At 71.2% G+C, this 13,827-nt stretch carries 12 protein-coding genes; 7 read left to right on the top strand and 5 right to left on the bottom strand.

The genetic code is table 11. From position 1 onward, the window contains the following. Window positions 1–116 precede the first annotated feature (116 nt). Complete coding sequence (pcrA, locus tag AB0H21_RS32210) at window positions 117–2,345, top strand: DNA helicase PcrA (RefSeq protein WP_358524587.1); 2,229 nt, start codon at window positions 117–119, stop codon at window positions 2,343–2,345. A gap of 105 nt (window positions 2,346–2,450) precedes the next feature. Here the strand turns inward: pcrA and AB0H21_RS32205 are convergent, their stop codons facing one another. Then, window positions 2,451–3,377, bottom strand: a complete 927-nt coding sequence (locus AB0H21_RS32205; RefSeq protein ID WP_358524259.1) for a hypothetical protein — start codon at window positions 3,375–3,377, stop codon at window positions 2,451–2,453. Then, entirely contained in the window at window positions 3,367–4,239 is an 873-nt protein-coding gene (locus tag AB0H21_RS32200) for a hypothetical protein (RefSeq protein ID WP_358524256.1), read from the bottom strand. Before AB0H21_RS32200 ends, AB0H21_RS32205 begins: the two co-directional genes overlap by 11 nt. A gap of 574 nt (window positions 4,240–4,813) precedes the next feature. Here AB0H21_RS32200 and sucC point away from each other — a divergent pair. From sucC to AB0H21_RS32185, 3 genes are all read left to right on the top strand, one after another. Beyond that, a complete protein-coding gene (gene sucC / locus AB0H21_RS32195) occupies window positions 4,814–5,992 on the top strand; it encodes an ADP-forming succinate--CoA ligase subunit beta (protein WP_358524253.1) in 1,179 nt (392 codons plus the stop codon). Further along, window positions 5,992–6,879, top strand: coding sequence for a succinate--CoA ligase subunit alpha (gene sucD / locus AB0H21_RS32190; RefSeq protein ID WP_358524251.1), 888 nt, complete (start codon window positions 5,992–5,994; stop codon window positions 6,877–6,879). The genes sucC and sucD overlap by 1 nt, the downstream gene beginning before the upstream one ends. A gap of 259 nt (window positions 6,880–7,138) precedes the next feature. Beyond that, the gene (locus AB0H21_RS32185) at window positions 7,139–8,758 is read left to right on the top strand and encodes a DUF6350 family protein (RefSeq protein WP_358524248.1); all 1,620 of its coding nucleotides are present in this window, start codon (window positions 7,139–7,141) and stop codon (window positions 8,756–8,758) included. A gap of 153 nt (window positions 8,759–8,911) precedes the next feature. Here the strand turns inward: AB0H21_RS32185 and AB0H21_RS32180 are convergent, their stop codons facing one another. Together AB0H21_RS32180 and AB0H21_RS32175 are read right to left on the bottom strand one after the other, a co-directional pair. After that, the gene (locus AB0H21_RS32180) at window positions 8,912–9,208 is read right to left on the bottom strand and encodes a UBP-type zinc finger domain-containing protein (protein ID WP_358524246.1); all 297 of its coding nucleotides are present in this window, start codon (window positions 9,206–9,208) and stop codon (window positions 8,912–8,914) included. A 292-nt stretch (window positions 9,209–9,500) separates the two neighbouring features. Continuing rightward, window positions 9,501–9,911: a hypothetical protein gene (locus AB0H21_RS32175; RefSeq protein ID WP_358524244.1), complete on the bottom strand. Its 411-nt coding sequence runs from the start codon at window positions 9,909–9,911 to the stop codon at window positions 9,501–9,503. 83 nt (window positions 9,912–9,994) lie between these two features. Between AB0H21_RS32175 and purN the strand changes: the two genes are divergently transcribed. Further along, window positions 9,995–10,654 (top strand): phosphoribosylglycinamide formyltransferase, encoded by a 660-nt coding sequence (purN, locus tag AB0H21_RS32170; RefSeq protein ID WP_358524584.1) that lies wholly within the window; start codon window positions 9,995–9,997, stop codon window positions 10,652–10,654. A 73-nt stretch (window positions 10,655–10,727) separates the two neighbouring features. Then, window positions 10,728–12,272 (top strand): bifunctional phosphoribosylaminoimidazolecarboxamide formyltransferase/IMP cyclohydrolase, encoded by a 1,545-nt coding sequence (gene purH, locus AB0H21_RS32165; protein ID WP_358524241.1) that lies wholly within the window; start codon window positions 10,728–10,730, stop codon window positions 12,270–12,272. Window positions 12,273–12,296: 24 nt separating this feature from the next. On the opposite strand, the gene AB0H21_RS32160 is transcribed toward purH, so the two are convergent. Beyond that, window positions 12,297–12,584, bottom strand: a complete 288-nt coding sequence (locus AB0H21_RS32160; RefSeq protein ID WP_358524238.1) for a hypothetical protein — start codon at window positions 12,582–12,584, stop codon at window positions 12,297–12,299. Window positions 12,585–12,890: 306 nt separating this feature from the next. On the opposite strand from AB0H21_RS32160, the gene AB0H21_RS32155 reads away from it, so the two are divergent. Beyond that, window positions 12,891–13,742: a bifunctional methylenetetrahydrofolate dehydrogenase/methenyltetrahydrofolate cyclohydrolase gene (locus AB0H21_RS32155; RefSeq protein ID WP_358524236.1), complete on the top strand. Its 852-nt coding sequence runs from the start codon at window positions 12,891–12,893 to the stop codon at window positions 13,740–13,742. Window positions 13,743–13,827 lie beyond the last annotated feature (85 nt).

The following is a 13,827-nucleotide window of genomic DNA, read 5'->3' as shown; positions in this document are numbered from 1 at the left end:
GATCCGGTGGTGAATCAGGGGCGGCAGGGGTCGCCGAAGCGGCGTCTGTTGTCGGTGGAGCGCCATAATCTAGTGGGGTGTCCACCCGAGCCGCGAATCCCGCCGTAGACCACCCCCTGCTCGACGGTCTCAACCCGCAGCAGCGTGACGCCGTCGTCCATGAGGGGGCCCCTCTGCTGATCGTCGCGGGTGCGGGCTCGGGGAAGACGCGGGTGCTCACCCACCGCATCGCCTATCTGCTGTCCGAGCGGCATGTGCAGCCTCAGGAGATCCTCGCGATCACCTTCACCAACAAGGCCGCCAAAGAGATGAAGGAGCGGGTCGACCGCCTCATCGGCCCGCGGTCCAAGGCGATGTGGGTGATGACGTTCCACAGCGCCTGCGTGCGCATCCTGCGCCGCGAGGCCAAGCGGCTCGGGTTCTCGTCCAGCTTCTCGATCTACGACCAGGCCGACTCGCAGCGGCTGATGGCGATGGTCTGCCGCGAGCTCGACCTCGATCCCAAGCGCTACCCGCCGCGCTCGTTCTCCGGGCAGGTCAGCAACCTCAAGAACGAGCTGGTCGACTACGACACGGCCAAGGACAAGGCGCAGACCCACCTGGAGCGCACGCTCGCCGAGGCGTACCGCGCCTACCAGCGCCGGCTCACCGAGGCCGACGCGATGGACTTCGACGACCTGATCATGCTGACGGTCACGCTGTTCCAGCTCTTCCCCGACGTCGCGGAGCACTACCGCCGCCGCTTCCGCCACGTCATGGTCGACGAGTACCAGGACACCAACCACGCCCAGTACATGCTGATCAGAGAGCTGGTGGGCATGGCCGAGGCCCGCACCGCCGACGGCGAGCCCGTCCGCGAGGGCCGCGAGGGCGCCGTGGAGCCCGCCGAGCTGTGCGTGGTGGGCGACGCCGACCAGTCGATCTACGCTTTCCGCGGCGCGACCATCCGCAACATCCTGGAGTTCGAGCGCGACTACCCCCAGGCCCGCACGATCCTGCTGGAGCAGAACTACCGCTCCACCCAGACCATCCTGTCGGCCGCCAACGCGGTGATCGCGCGCAACGAGGGCCGCAAGCCGAAGAACCTCTGGTCCGACCAGGGCGCCGGGCCCAAGATCATCGGCTACGTCGCCGACAACGAGCACGACGAGGCCATGTTCGTCGCGCAGGAGGTCGACCGCCTCGCCGACGACGAGGGCGTCACGCCCGGCCAGGTCGCCGTCTTCTACCGCACCAACGCCGCCTCCCGCGTCTTCGAAGAGATCTTCATCCGCACCGGCCTGCCGTACAAGGTCGTCGGCGGCGTGCGCTTCTACGAGCGCAAGGAGGTCCGCGACCTGCTGGCCTACCTGCGGGTCCTCGCCAACCCCAACGACACCGTCTCGCTGCGGCGCGTGATCAACGTCCCCAAGCGCGGCATCGGCGACCGCGCGGAGGCCATGATCGAGGCGTTCGCGCTGCGCGAGCGTGTCAGCTTCTGGGAGGGGCTGCGCCGCGCCGACGAGGCCCACGGCCTCGCCACGCGCTCGCTGAACGCGATCAAGGAGTTCGTCGCGCTGCTCGAAGACCTGCGCGGCAAGGAGCTCCCGCTGTCCGAGCTCGCCGAGGAGGTCCTGACCAGTACGGGCTACCGCACCGAGCTGGAGACCTCGGGCGACCCCCAGGACGAGAGCAGGCTGGAGAACCTCAACGAGCTGATCTCCGTGGCCCAGGAGTTCGAGGAGGCCAACCCCGAGGGCACGCTGGTCGACTTCCTGGAGCAGGTCTCGCTGGTCGCCGACGCCGACCAGATCCCCGAAGGCGAGGACCACCAGGGCGTCGTCACGCTGATGACGCTGCACACCGCCAAGGGCCTGGAGTTCCCGGTCGTCTTCCTCACCGGCCTGGAAGACGGCGTCTTCCCCCACATGCGCTCCCTGGGCGAGCCCCGCGAGCTGGAGGAAGAGCGCCGCCTCGCCTACGTCGGCATCACCCGCGCCCAGCAGCGGCTGTACGTCTCGCGCGCGGCCGTGCGCAGCTCGTGGGGGTCTCCCGCGTTCAACCCCGCCTCCCGGTTCCTGGCCGAGGTCCCGTCCGACCTGCTGGACTGGCGTAGCGATCCGAAGAAGACCGCGTGGGCCGCGGCCACCGTCCGCGAGTCCCGCAGGCCGGCCGCGCCCGCGAAGACCGGCGGGCGGGTGATCCCCAGCCTCAGCCCCGGCGACCGGGTCACCCACGACACGTTCGGTCTTGGCACCGTCGTGGCGGTCGAGGGGGCGGCCGAGAAGACCCGGGTCAAGATCGACTTTGGCTCCGGCGACGAGAAGACGCTGTTGCTGGCGTACGCGCCGATCGAAAAGCTCTGAGCCGAGCCGGTCAAGGGCCGTGGCGACGGTCCGTGCGACGTAGAGGCCCGGTGAGCTTGCTCACCGGGCCTCTACGCCATGCGCGTCTGGTCGATCCCCGTGCCGTCAGCGCTTGCGGGAGGCCGCGCTGGGGACCATCGTGATCAGGTCCTGCGGCACGTCGGGCCCAAGGTCGTCGTAGTCGACCACATCATCGGCGGGCGGCGCGGTGATGGCGACCTTCGCCCCCCACGACGAGAAGCTCGTGTCGACCACGTTCTTCCAGGCGAATTGGAAGCCCTTGTCCAGCGTGTACGTGGTGACGAGGCGCCGCGCCAGCTTGTCCTTGCCCAGCCACAGCTTCCACCGCACCTTGACCTTGGCACTGGCCCGGTCGGGCTTCCAATAGGGCGTGTGCAGCGACGGTGCCAGCGCGTACAGCTTGCCGAAGGGGATGGCGCCTTCGTAGAGGGTCGTCGGGGCCCCGCCGACCTTGCCGCCGTCCCGCTTGACCGAGGTCGTGGCGAGCAGCCCCTGGTACACCCCCGGTTCGAAGATGTCGACGAGGGTCGCCAGGCCGGGCGCGGCGGCGTCCTTGCCGGTGAAGCGCACCCACGTCTTCCCCATGGGCAGGTACGGCTCCCAGAGAGGACCCGACCCGTACTCCACCTTCGGGAAGGTGACGTACCGCCGGGGCTTCGCCTGCTCCTCGGCCCGGTTGCGTTCGGAGAAGTTCACGTACCGGCCGGTCAGGTCGGAGGCGACGACGCCGGAGCGGCCGAGCCGCAGCGCGCCGGTCTCCCTCCAGTCGTCCGTCGTGCCCTTCGACGTGGTGGCGTACCGGCTGGTGACCTTGACGCTCGAGCCCTTGGCCAGGAGCCGGGCGAGGGTGCCGACCGGCGTGGCCGGAGCCGCCTGCGTGCTCGCCGTCGCGGCCGTGGGGACGGCCAGGGCGGCCGCGACCACGGCCGTCACGGTGATCCACCGCAGGGAGCGGTGGTCCTTCGCCGGACGGCCGGGGCGCGGGCGGTCAGCTCCCAGGTCAGCCCTCACGGGAGGCGAGTCCGGGGACCTTGGTCGAGAAGTTGGGCAGCTCCGGAAGCTCCTCGGTCAGGTCCTTCTCGTCGACGACCAGGTCGGCCGGGGGAGCCTTGATGACGACCTTCGCGCCCCACGCGGTGAAGCGGGTGTCGGTGGCGGTCGACATGTCGCCCATCACGTCCCCGCCCGAGAGCGTGAACGTCGACTGGAACCGCCGCGGCAGTTGGTCGGCGCCCACCCACAGCTTCCAGGGCAGGCTGATGGTCTTGCCCGTCTTGAACATCTTGGCGAGCGGGGCGACGTCCGGCGACGCCTTGGCCAGGTCGCTCAGCTTGATCGAACCGCGCAGCAGGACGGTGCGCGCGCCGTCGATCGTGCCGCCCGGGGCCTTGCTCGTGGTGTGCGCGAGCACCGCCTTCAGGATCTTCGGCTGCAGGATGTCGATCGTGCTGGCGCTGGTGGTGGACACGCCGCCGGTCGTGCGCACCCAGCTCCGTCCCGCCGGCAGAATGTCGTCGTACATCGGGCTCTTCATGTACGTCTTCCCGCCGACCGTGATGACCTGCATCCGGTCGACGGTCTTGCCCGCCTTGCCCGTCATCTTGAGGTCGACGGCGTCGGGGCCGGCCTTCCCGAAGCGCACGACGCCCTCGATGCGGGAGCGCAGGTCGACTTTTCCGTCGAACGCCATCCGTACGTCCTCGCTGATCCGGACGGAGCCCTTCGTGGCGAACTGCTGCCGCAGGGCGTCGACCGGGCCGGCCGGCGCGAGGGCGGACTTCACTGTGGTGGTGCTGGGGGTGGCGTGCGCTGTGGTGGGCACGGTCAGTGCGAGCGCGGGCGCGGCCACGGCGACCGCGGTTAGGGCGATCATTCGCCTCATTGAGGGGTTCCTCCTGTTGTATGACCCTGTCCCGTGGTGGAGGGTCCCGGCGTTCTCGCCAGTCGAGATCATGTAGATATCACGGAATCCCTGATATAGACGTGTTTTAGACGAAATGACGACCACCGGGCGAAATATAGGCATGTGCGAATCGCCCATCGTGACGCGACGACCTCACCGGCCGACGACCAGGCCGACGACCAGGGCGGGCGGGAGGGCGGGCACCAGGTCGGGAGCAGGGCGGCGACCCGGGGACGGGCCAGGCGGTGGCGGCCTCGCGAGGAGGGGGAGCGGTCCGGCGATCAGCGTCCGACGGCGTCGTCCTCGGACCACGGACCGGGCGGGACGCGGCCGTCATCAACCCGGTTTGGCGAAATTTAGGAAAATTTGCCGTATCGCATTACATGAGTCGAGGGGGTAAAGGCCCCCCGGAGGGCGCCCCACATCCCGGTGGCGGCTAGGCTTCTGAGGCCAGGCTTCCCGGCAGAGCGGCAGAGCGCGGGTCCCCGGGGTCTGGTCCTCAACGTAGAGAAGAAGTCAGCCGGACTAGCAAGGACGGACCCTCGTGGACCTGTTCGAACATCAGGCGAAGGAGCTCTTCGCGGAGTATGGCATCCCGGTGCCGCGCGGCATCGTCGCGCACACCGTGGAGGAAGCGCGGGCGGCGGCAGCGCAGCTGACCGGTCGCGTCGTCGTCAAGGCCCAGGTCAAGACCGGGGGCCGTGGCAAGGCGGGTGGCGTCAAGGTCGCCGACGACGTCGCCGATGCCGAGCAGAAGGCCACCGGCATCCTCGGCATGGACATCAAGGGCCACACCGTTCACAAGGTCCTCGTCGAAGAAGCCAGCGCGATCGCAGAGGAGTACTACTTCTCCTTCCTGCTCGACCGCGCGAACCGCACCTTCCTCGCCATCTGCTCCGCCTCGGGCGGCATGGACATCGAAGAGGTCGCCCACACCGCGCCCGACAAGGTCGCCCAGATCCCGGTCTCCCCGCTGACCGGCGTCGACCGCGCGCGCGGCCGCGAGATCGCCCAGGCCGGCGGCCTGCCGGAGGCCGCGCTGGACGGCGCCGCCCAGATCATCGAGAAGCTGTGGGCCGTCTTCGTCGACGAGGACGCCACGCTCGTCGAGGTCAACCCGCTGATCCTCACGCAGGACGGCCAGGTGAAGGCCCTCGACGGCAAGGTCACCCTGGACGACAACGCCTCCTTCCGCCAGACCGAGCACGCGGCGTTCGCCGACAAGGCCGCCGAGGACCCGCTCGAGGCCCGGGCCAAGGAGAAGGACCTCAACTACGTCAAGCTCGACGGGTCGGTCGGCATCATCGGCAACGGCGCGGGCCTGGTCATGTCGACGCTGGACGTCGTGGCCTACGCCGGCGAGCAGTACGGCGGCCAGCGGCCCGCGAACTTCCTCGACATCGGCGGCGGCGCCTCGGCCGAGGTCATGGCCAACGGCCTGGAGATCGTCCTGTCGGACCCGAGCGTGAAGTCGGTGTTCGTCAACGTCTTCGGCGGCATCACCGCCTGCGACGCCGTCGCCAACGGCATCATCTCGGCGTTCAAGCTGCTCTCCGACCGCGGCGAGGCCGTAACGCACCCGCTGGTCGTCCGGCTGGACGGCAACAACGCCACCCTCGGGCGGCAGATTCTGTCCGACGCGGGCCTCTCCCGCGTCGAACTGGTGGACACGATGGACGACGCGGCCAAGCGGGCCGCCGAGCTCGCAGCGGTAGGTGCGTAATGGCAATCTGGCTGACCGAGAACAGCAAGATCATCGTCCAGGGCATCACGGGCTCCGAGGGGTCGAAGCACACCCGTCGCATGCTCAAGGCCGGTGCCAAGGTCGTCGGCGGGACGAACCCCCGCAAGGCCGGCACCACCGTCGACTTCGACGGCGTGGGCCTGCCCGTCTTCGCCACCGTGGCCGAGGCCATGGCCGGCACGGGCGCCGACGTCAGCGTGATCTTCGTGCCTCCGGCGTTCACCAAGGCCGCCGTCATCGAGGCGATCGACGCCGAGATCCCGCTCGCCGTGGTCATCACCGAGGGCGTGCCCGTGCACGACACCACCGAGTTCTGGGCCTACAGCATCTCCAAGGGTGCCAAGACCCGCATCATCGGCCCGAACTGCCCCGGCATCGCCTCGCCCGGCGCCTCCAACGCCGGCATCATCCCGGCCGACATCACCTCGGCGGGCCGCATCGGCCTGGTGAGCAAGTCGGGCACGCTGACCTACCAGCTCATGTACGAGCTGCGCGACATCGGCTTCTCGACGGCCGTCGGCATCGGCGGCGACCCGGTGATCGGCACCACGCACATCGACGCGCTGGAGGCGTTCCAGAACGACCCCGGCACGGACGCGATCGTGATGATCGGCGAGATCGGCGGCGACGCCGAGGAGCGCGCCGCGGCCTACATCGATGAGCACGTCACCAAGCCGGTCGTCGCCTACGTCGCGGGCTTCACGGCCCCCGAGGGCAAGACCATGGGCCACGCCGGCGCGATCGTCTCCGGCTCGGCCGGGACGGCGCAGGCCAAGAAGGAAGCGCTGGAGAAGGTCGGCGTCCGCGTCGGCAAGACCCCCAGCGAGACCGCCCGCCTCATGCGTGAGGTCATGCGTTCCCTCTGAACGCCCACCGGAGCACCGTTCACGACCGGTGACCATCAGAAGCGCCCGGCTCCCCGCTGGGCGTTTCTGCGTTTCCGGGGCCGTTGTCCGGCGCTTTCCGCAGGGCATGGGAGGCCGTGGCTCGCCGCGCGGGACGTGGCGCGGACCCGCCGTACGGTGCTCGCCTGGACCGGACAGGTGATCGTCTGCGGGACAAAGCGGGCGACACGCGGTCGCCTTACGCTCGCCGGTGCCCCGGGGCCTGAGAGCATCGACTACTGTGACGGCCCTTCTCGATCAGCTCCGGGCGGCTCCCCGCACAGTCCTCGGCCGCCTCCCCCTCACGGGAGGCGGAGGCGACGACGACGAGACCCGCCGCCCGCTGCCCGTCTCCGGGATGCTCGCCGCCGCCTCCACGCTCGGGGTCGGCCTCGCCGTGCTGACCACGCTCACCCTCATCGGGTGGATCGCCGCCCCGCGCGGCGCCTTCGGGCAGGGGCTCCCGGGCGTCTTCCGCGCGGCCTGCCAGGTCTGGCTCGCCGCCCACCACACGGGCTTCGCCATCCCGAACGGGCGGGTCGGCCTGCTGCCGCTCGGCCTGATGGCCCTCCCGGCCGCCCTGCTCTACCGCGCCGCCATCTGGATGGCCCGCGACGCCGACCTCCGTCTCAGGTTGCCCGCCCGTCTGCCCAAGGGCAGCCCCAAGGACCTGGCCAACGCCCGCCGCCGCGCCCAGCTCGTCCTGATCGCCCAGGCGGGAATCTCCCTGGCGGCCCCGTACGCGCTGCTGGCGGGCGTGATCGCGCTGGTGGCACAGAACAACGTGACGCAGCCGTTCGTCGGCGAGGCGCTGCTGAGCCACTTCCTGCTGGCCTTCGTGGCGGGCTCGCTGGCGACGGCGCGTACGATCGGGCCCTGGCGCTCGATGCTGCGGCTGCTCCCCGAGCGCGCGCGGTCGGTCGTGGCCGGTACGGCCGTCGCCCTCTCGACGCTGCTCGCCGCCGGGCTCGTGCTGGTCCTCACGGCGGTCGTGATGAACTTCGGCGAGATCCACCGGCTGTCGGGGGTGCTGGCGCCGGGGTTCGTCGGCGGGCTGCTCCTGCTGCTCGTCGAGGTGCTGTACCTGTTCAACTTCGTCGTCTGGGGCATGGCCTACCTGAGCGGCCCCGGCTTCGCCCTCGGCACGGGCACCCTCGTGGCGCCCACCGGCGTCCAGCTCGGCGGCGTGCCTGCCCTGCCGATCCTCGGCGCCCTCCCCGACTCCGGGGTCACGTCCCCCTGGATCATGAGCGTGCTGGCGGTGCCGTTCCTCGCGGGGGCGGTCGCGGGGGTGGTGGTGGCGCGCGTCGCCCCGACCCCGCAACTGGAGTCCGCCCCGCTGTGGGGGTTCGTCTGCGGCCTGGCCACGGGGCTGTCGGCGGCGCTGCTCGCGGCCCTCGCCGGGGGTCCGCTCGGCGGCGCGCGCCTGTCGGCGGTGGGCCCGTCCGCCTGGGAGGTCGCCCTGTCGGTCGCGCTGGAGGTCGGCGTCGCCGCCGGCATCTCCGCGGGGCTGACCAACTGGTGGCTGATGTACCACGCGGCGCGCGCCGAGCCCGCCCCCGTACGCAGGGCGGGGGAGGCCCTCGCCAAGGTCGCGAGCGTGGCGGCCAGGGGCAGACCGGCCGCGCCGCCCGCCCCCGAGCCGTCCGGTCACTGGATGGACGCCACCGAGTGCGACACCGGGCCCATCCCGGTGATCCGCGCCGACTGGTCGGACGAGCACGGCTCGGCCACCACCGCCCCGTCCACCTCGCCCCGCGCGAAGACCCCACCCCCGCGCCGCGACATCGTGGACGAATCCGACGACCGCGGCGGCCACGTCATCTACGTCGACCCCTACGCCTGGGACCGCGACAGGTAGACCCCCGCGCCTGGGCCGCGACGGTAGATCCACGCGGCTGGGACCGCGACAGGTAACCCGCGCGCCTGGTACCGCGACAGGCAAACCTACGCGCCTGGGACCACGACACCTCGGCCCGCCCGCCTGGTACCGCGACAGGCGGGTCCGCGGCGCCTACACGTGCGCGCGGGCGCCCTTGCCGCTGGGGGAGGGCTCGAAGAGGACCTGGTCGGCGAAGCACCAGGCCCAGTCCTCGCCGGGCTCGAACGACTCGGCGATGGGGTGGCCGTCGCCGGCGGCGTGGTGGAAGGCGTGCCGGTTGGGCGAGGAGTCGCAGCAGCCGACGTGCCCGCAGGTCAGGCAGGTGCGCAGGTGGACCCAGCGCCCTCCGGTGGCCAGGCAGTCCTCGCATCCGAGGTCGGTGTGCGGCTCGACGTTTTGCACGAAGCTGATGTGGGTGCAGGCGCTCACGGCTTCTCCTTCGAATGCACGGGCGTACGGCGTTCCGGTCTCGGCCACGCGGTCGTGCCTCGGTTCTTTCGCCCCGAGGACGGCACAGGGCACCGCGACTGTACCGGCTCCTCCGCCTCCTGGCCCGCCTGAGCCGACATCCCACACGTACCAGGTCAGGTCCGCGCCGCCGGTCCGGCTCGCGCCCGGGAAACCCCACGTCCCGCGCGGCGGCCTCATCCGGACGGTTTCCACCGTACTCGCGCGCCGCGCGCGATCATGAGCCGCGCGGACCGTGCCCGGCCGGGCGGGATCAGGGAGGGAAGGGGAGTTGGATGCTGCCCTTGGGCATGAAGGGGAGTTTGCGTTCCATGCCGCGTTGGAGGTCGGTGACGCAGACCTGCTGGGACGTCGAGGTGCCCGCGCCCTTCATGCACTCGGCGTAGGTGCTCAGCTCGGTGCTGAAGTACGACTGGAGCCACGTCACCGACGCCGCCAGCGTGATCGAGGCCAGCGAGACCAGCGTCCCGAGCACCGGCATGACCACGGAGCCCTTCTTGCGGGAGAGCGCCCGCCAGGCCCGTACGCAGACGACGACGGAGAAGACGCCGAGGGCCAGGCCCATCACCGGTATCAGGAACGTCAGCGCCAGCGCGCCGATGGACAGCAGTAGCGCCCGGCGCCCGATCTCGACCCCCGAAGTCTCGGCGGGTGGTGGTAGCACCTGACCTCCTCTGCGTTGGGGAGCGTGGCGGGGCCTATACGCTGACAGCCGTACCGTCAACGTCGCCCCGAAGGAGTGCAGCCCTGTCGGCTCGGCTCGTGGTCCTCGTCTCCGGTTCCGGGACCAACCTACAGGCCATCATGGACGCCACCGCTGACGAAGCCTATGGCGCCCATGTCGTCGCGGTCGGCGCCGATCGCGACGACATCGAGGGTCTGGCCCGCGCGCGGCGCGCAGGTCTGCCCGCTTTCGTGGTCAAAGTGCCTGATTTCCCGACTCGCGCCGCGTGGGACGAGGCCCTGCACGAGCGGATCGCCGCGTACGGCCCCGATCTCGTCGTGTCCGCCGGGTTCATGAAGATCCTCGGCCCCCGGGTGCTGGAGGCGTTCCCCGTCGTCAACACCCACCCCGCCCTGTTGCCGGCCTTCCCCGGCGCCCACGCGGTCCCGCAGGCCCTGGAGTACGGCGTGCGCGTCACGGGCTGCACGGTCCATCTGGTCGACGCGGGCGTGGACACCGGCCCGGTCATCGCGCAGGAGCCCGTCCCGGTGGAGGATGGTGACGACGAGAACTCGCTGCACGAGCGCATCAAGGTCGTCGAGCGCCGCCTGCTCGTGGACGTCGTGGGCCGCATGGCCCGGTACGGCTGGACGATGGCCGGCCGTCACGTCCGCCTCGGCCGGCCCGCCGGCGACGCGGAACGGTGGGAGGGCACGGAGGCGCTCAAGGGCCGGGGCGCGTGAGAGTCTCTGAGCCAGTCGCAACATCCGGGCCGTCCGGCGTGCCGGACCACCCGGACACAGGGAGGAGCACGAAGTGACCCGCATCGCCATCCGGCGCGCGTTGATCACCGTTTATGACAAGTCGGGGCTGGAGGAGCTGGCCCTGGCGTTGGACGCCGCCGGCGTCGAGATCGTGTCCACGGGCGGCACGGCCTCGAAGATCGCCTCCTTCGGTGTGCCGGTGACCCCGGTGGGGTCGCTCACGGGCTTCCCCGAGTGCCTCGGCGGCCGGGTCAAGACCCTCCACCCGCGCGTGCACGCCGGCCTGCTGGCCGACGGGGCGAACCCCTCCCACGTCAAGCAGCTCGAAGAGCTGGAGATCGAGCCGTTCCAGCTCGTCGTCGTCAACCTGTACCCCTTCCAGGAGACGGTGGCCTCCGGCGCGTCCGAGGAGGACTGCGTCGAGCAGATCGACATCGGCGGCCCGGCCATGATCCGCGCGGCGGCCAAGAACCACGGCACGGTCGCGGTCGTCGTGGACCCGCGCGCGTACGGGGACGTCCTGCGGGCCGTCGAGGAGGGCGGGTTCACCGAGCCGCAGCGCCGCCGCCTCGCCGCCCAGGCGTACGCGCACACCGCCGCGTACGACACGGCAGTGGCCTCGTGGTTCGCCAACGTGTACGCGCCCGAGGAGGGCGGCTGGCCGGAGTTCATGGGCGCCACCTGGACGCGCGGCGCCGTGCTGCGCTACGGCGAGAACCCGCACCAGGGCGCCGCGCTGTACACCGCGTCCGGGGACGGACTCGCGAGCGCCGAGCAGTTGCACGGCAAAGAGATGTCGTACAACAACTACGTGGACGCCGACGCCGCCTGGCGCGCGGCCTGGGACTTCTCCGAGCCCGCCGTCGCGATCATCAAGCACGCCAACCCCTGCGGGCTGGCCGTGGGCGCCGACGTCGCCGAGGCGCACCGCAAGGCGCACGCCTGCGACCCGATGTCCGCGTACGGCGGGGTGATCGCCGTGAACGGCGAGGTCACCGGCGAGCTGGCCGAGCAGATCGCGCCGATTTTCACCGAGGTCGTCGTCGCGCCCGGGTTCAGCCCCGAGGCGCTCGCGGTGCTGACGACGAAGAAGAACATCCGGCTGCTGCGCTGCCCCGCCGGGCCGGCGGGCGCCGCCGAGTACCGCCGCATCGACGGCGGGCTGCTCGTCCAGACGGTGGACCGCGTGGACGCGCCCGGCGACGACCCGTCCACGTGGGAGCTGAAGGCCGGGTCCCCGGCCTCGCCCGAGGTGCTGGCCGATCTCGCGTTCGCGTGGAAGTCGTGCCGGTCGGTGAAGTCGAACGCGATCCTGCTCGCCGCGGACGGCGCGACGGTCGGCGTCGGCATGGGCCAGGTCAACCGGGTCGACTCCGCGCGGCTCGCCGTGTCACGGGCGGGGGAGCGCGCCAAGGGCTCCGTGGGCGCCTCGGACGCGTACTTCCCGTTCGCGGACGGGCTTCAGGTGCTCATCGACGCCGGGGTGAAGGCGGTCGTCGAGCCGGGCGGGTCCATCCGCGACGAAGAGGTCGTCGAGGCCGCGTCCAAGGCGGGCATCACGCTGTACTTCACCGGCACGAGGCACTTCTTCCACTGATCCACGCACCTGCCGGTCGTCCCCCTACTTCCGGGGGTCGTCCGGCAGTCCGGCGAGACGGTGGACGCGGGGGACGCCGAGGGTCTCCCTCGCCTGGGCGGGGCCGACGATCTCGCGGCGGCCGGGGGCACGCAGGGCGAGCTCGGCGAGCGCGGTCAGCAGCAGGTCGGCGGTGGGCCAGTCACGGCGGCCTTCGTTGCCCATGGTGACGGCGAGTTCCGTGACGTCGGCGACGTTGTATCCAAGAGCGACCGCGATGTGCCTGGCAGCGATGAGCAGCTCGCGACCTCGCGGGGGATTCACGCTTTCCATGGTTCAAGCATCCAAAAACCCCGTGAGCACCGCAACGAAGGGGCCGTCCCTCTCCGGGAGCGGGTGGGGGCGCGCCGCGCACACGAGATCACCCGGCCTCCGTGACGGCACCAGGGGCGGCGGTCGGCGGAGGTTGGGGCGGGCATCGCCGGAAACTATCCTTGGCAGGCGGAAGTTCTCGGCAGTGCCGGCCGCACCTCTCTGGGGGACGGGGCGTGCGCGCGCGGCCGGGTGCGTGGAGCCGGGGAACGAGCCGGAACCCCTGAGGGCGTGGTGCGCGGGGGCGGCATGGAAGGATGGCGAGTTGTGAGCGCGCAGATTCTCGACGGTAAGGCCACCGCGGCGAAGATCAAGGCGGACCTCGCGCAGCGGGTCGCCCGGCTCGCGGCGGAAGGCGTCACGCCCGGCCTCGGCACCATCCTGGTGGGCGAGGACCCGGGCAGCCAGATCTACGTCGCCGGCAAGCACCGCGACTGCGCGGAGGTCGGCATCGCCTCGATCCGCAAGGACCTCCCGGAGACGGCCACCCAGGCCGACGTCGAGGCCGCGATCGACGAGCTCAACGCCGACCCCGCCTGCACGGGGTACATCGTGCAGCTCCCGCTGCCCCGCCACCTCGACACCCAGGCGCTGATCGAGCGCATGGACGCCTCGAAGGACGCCGACGGCCTGCACCCGGTCAACCTGGGCCGTCTCGTCCACATGGTGGACGCGCCGCTGCCGTGCACGCCGCGCGGCATCGTGACGCTCCTGCAGGAGTACGGCGTGCCGATCAAGGGCGCCGAGGTCACGGTGATCGGCCGGGGCATCACGGTGGGCCGTCCCCTCGGCCTGCTGCTCACCCGCCGCACCGAGAACGCCACCGTCACCCTCTGCCACACCGGCACCCATGACCTCGCGGCCCACGTGCGCGGGGCCGACATCGTCGTGGCCGCCGCCGGGGTGCCCGGGCTGATCACGGCCGACATGGTGAAGCCGGGCGCGGCCGTCCTGGACGTCGGCGTGTCCCGCCTGGACGGGAAGCTGGCCGGTGACGTCGCCCTGGAGGTCAAGGACGTCGCGGGGTTCTTCGCCCCCAACCCGGGCGGCGTCGGCCCGATGACCCGCGCGATGCTGCTGACGAACGTCGTCGAGTCCGCCGAGCGCCGCGCCCGCTAATGGGAGCTACCGGGTCGGCTGATCGGGCAGACTCGGTGCCTGGTAGCCGCTGGTGAGCGAGCACTTTCGTCCGCTGGACCATCGT

Origin of the sequence: Sphaerisporangium sp. NPDC051011 (assembly GCF_040653595.1) — a bacterium.
In the GTDB taxonomy this organism is placed as follows: domain Bacteria; phylum Actinomycetota; class Actinomycetes; order Streptosporangiales; family Streptosporangiaceae; genus Sphaerisporangium.
This window is presented reverse-complemented; position numbering and strand designations above follow the sequence as displayed.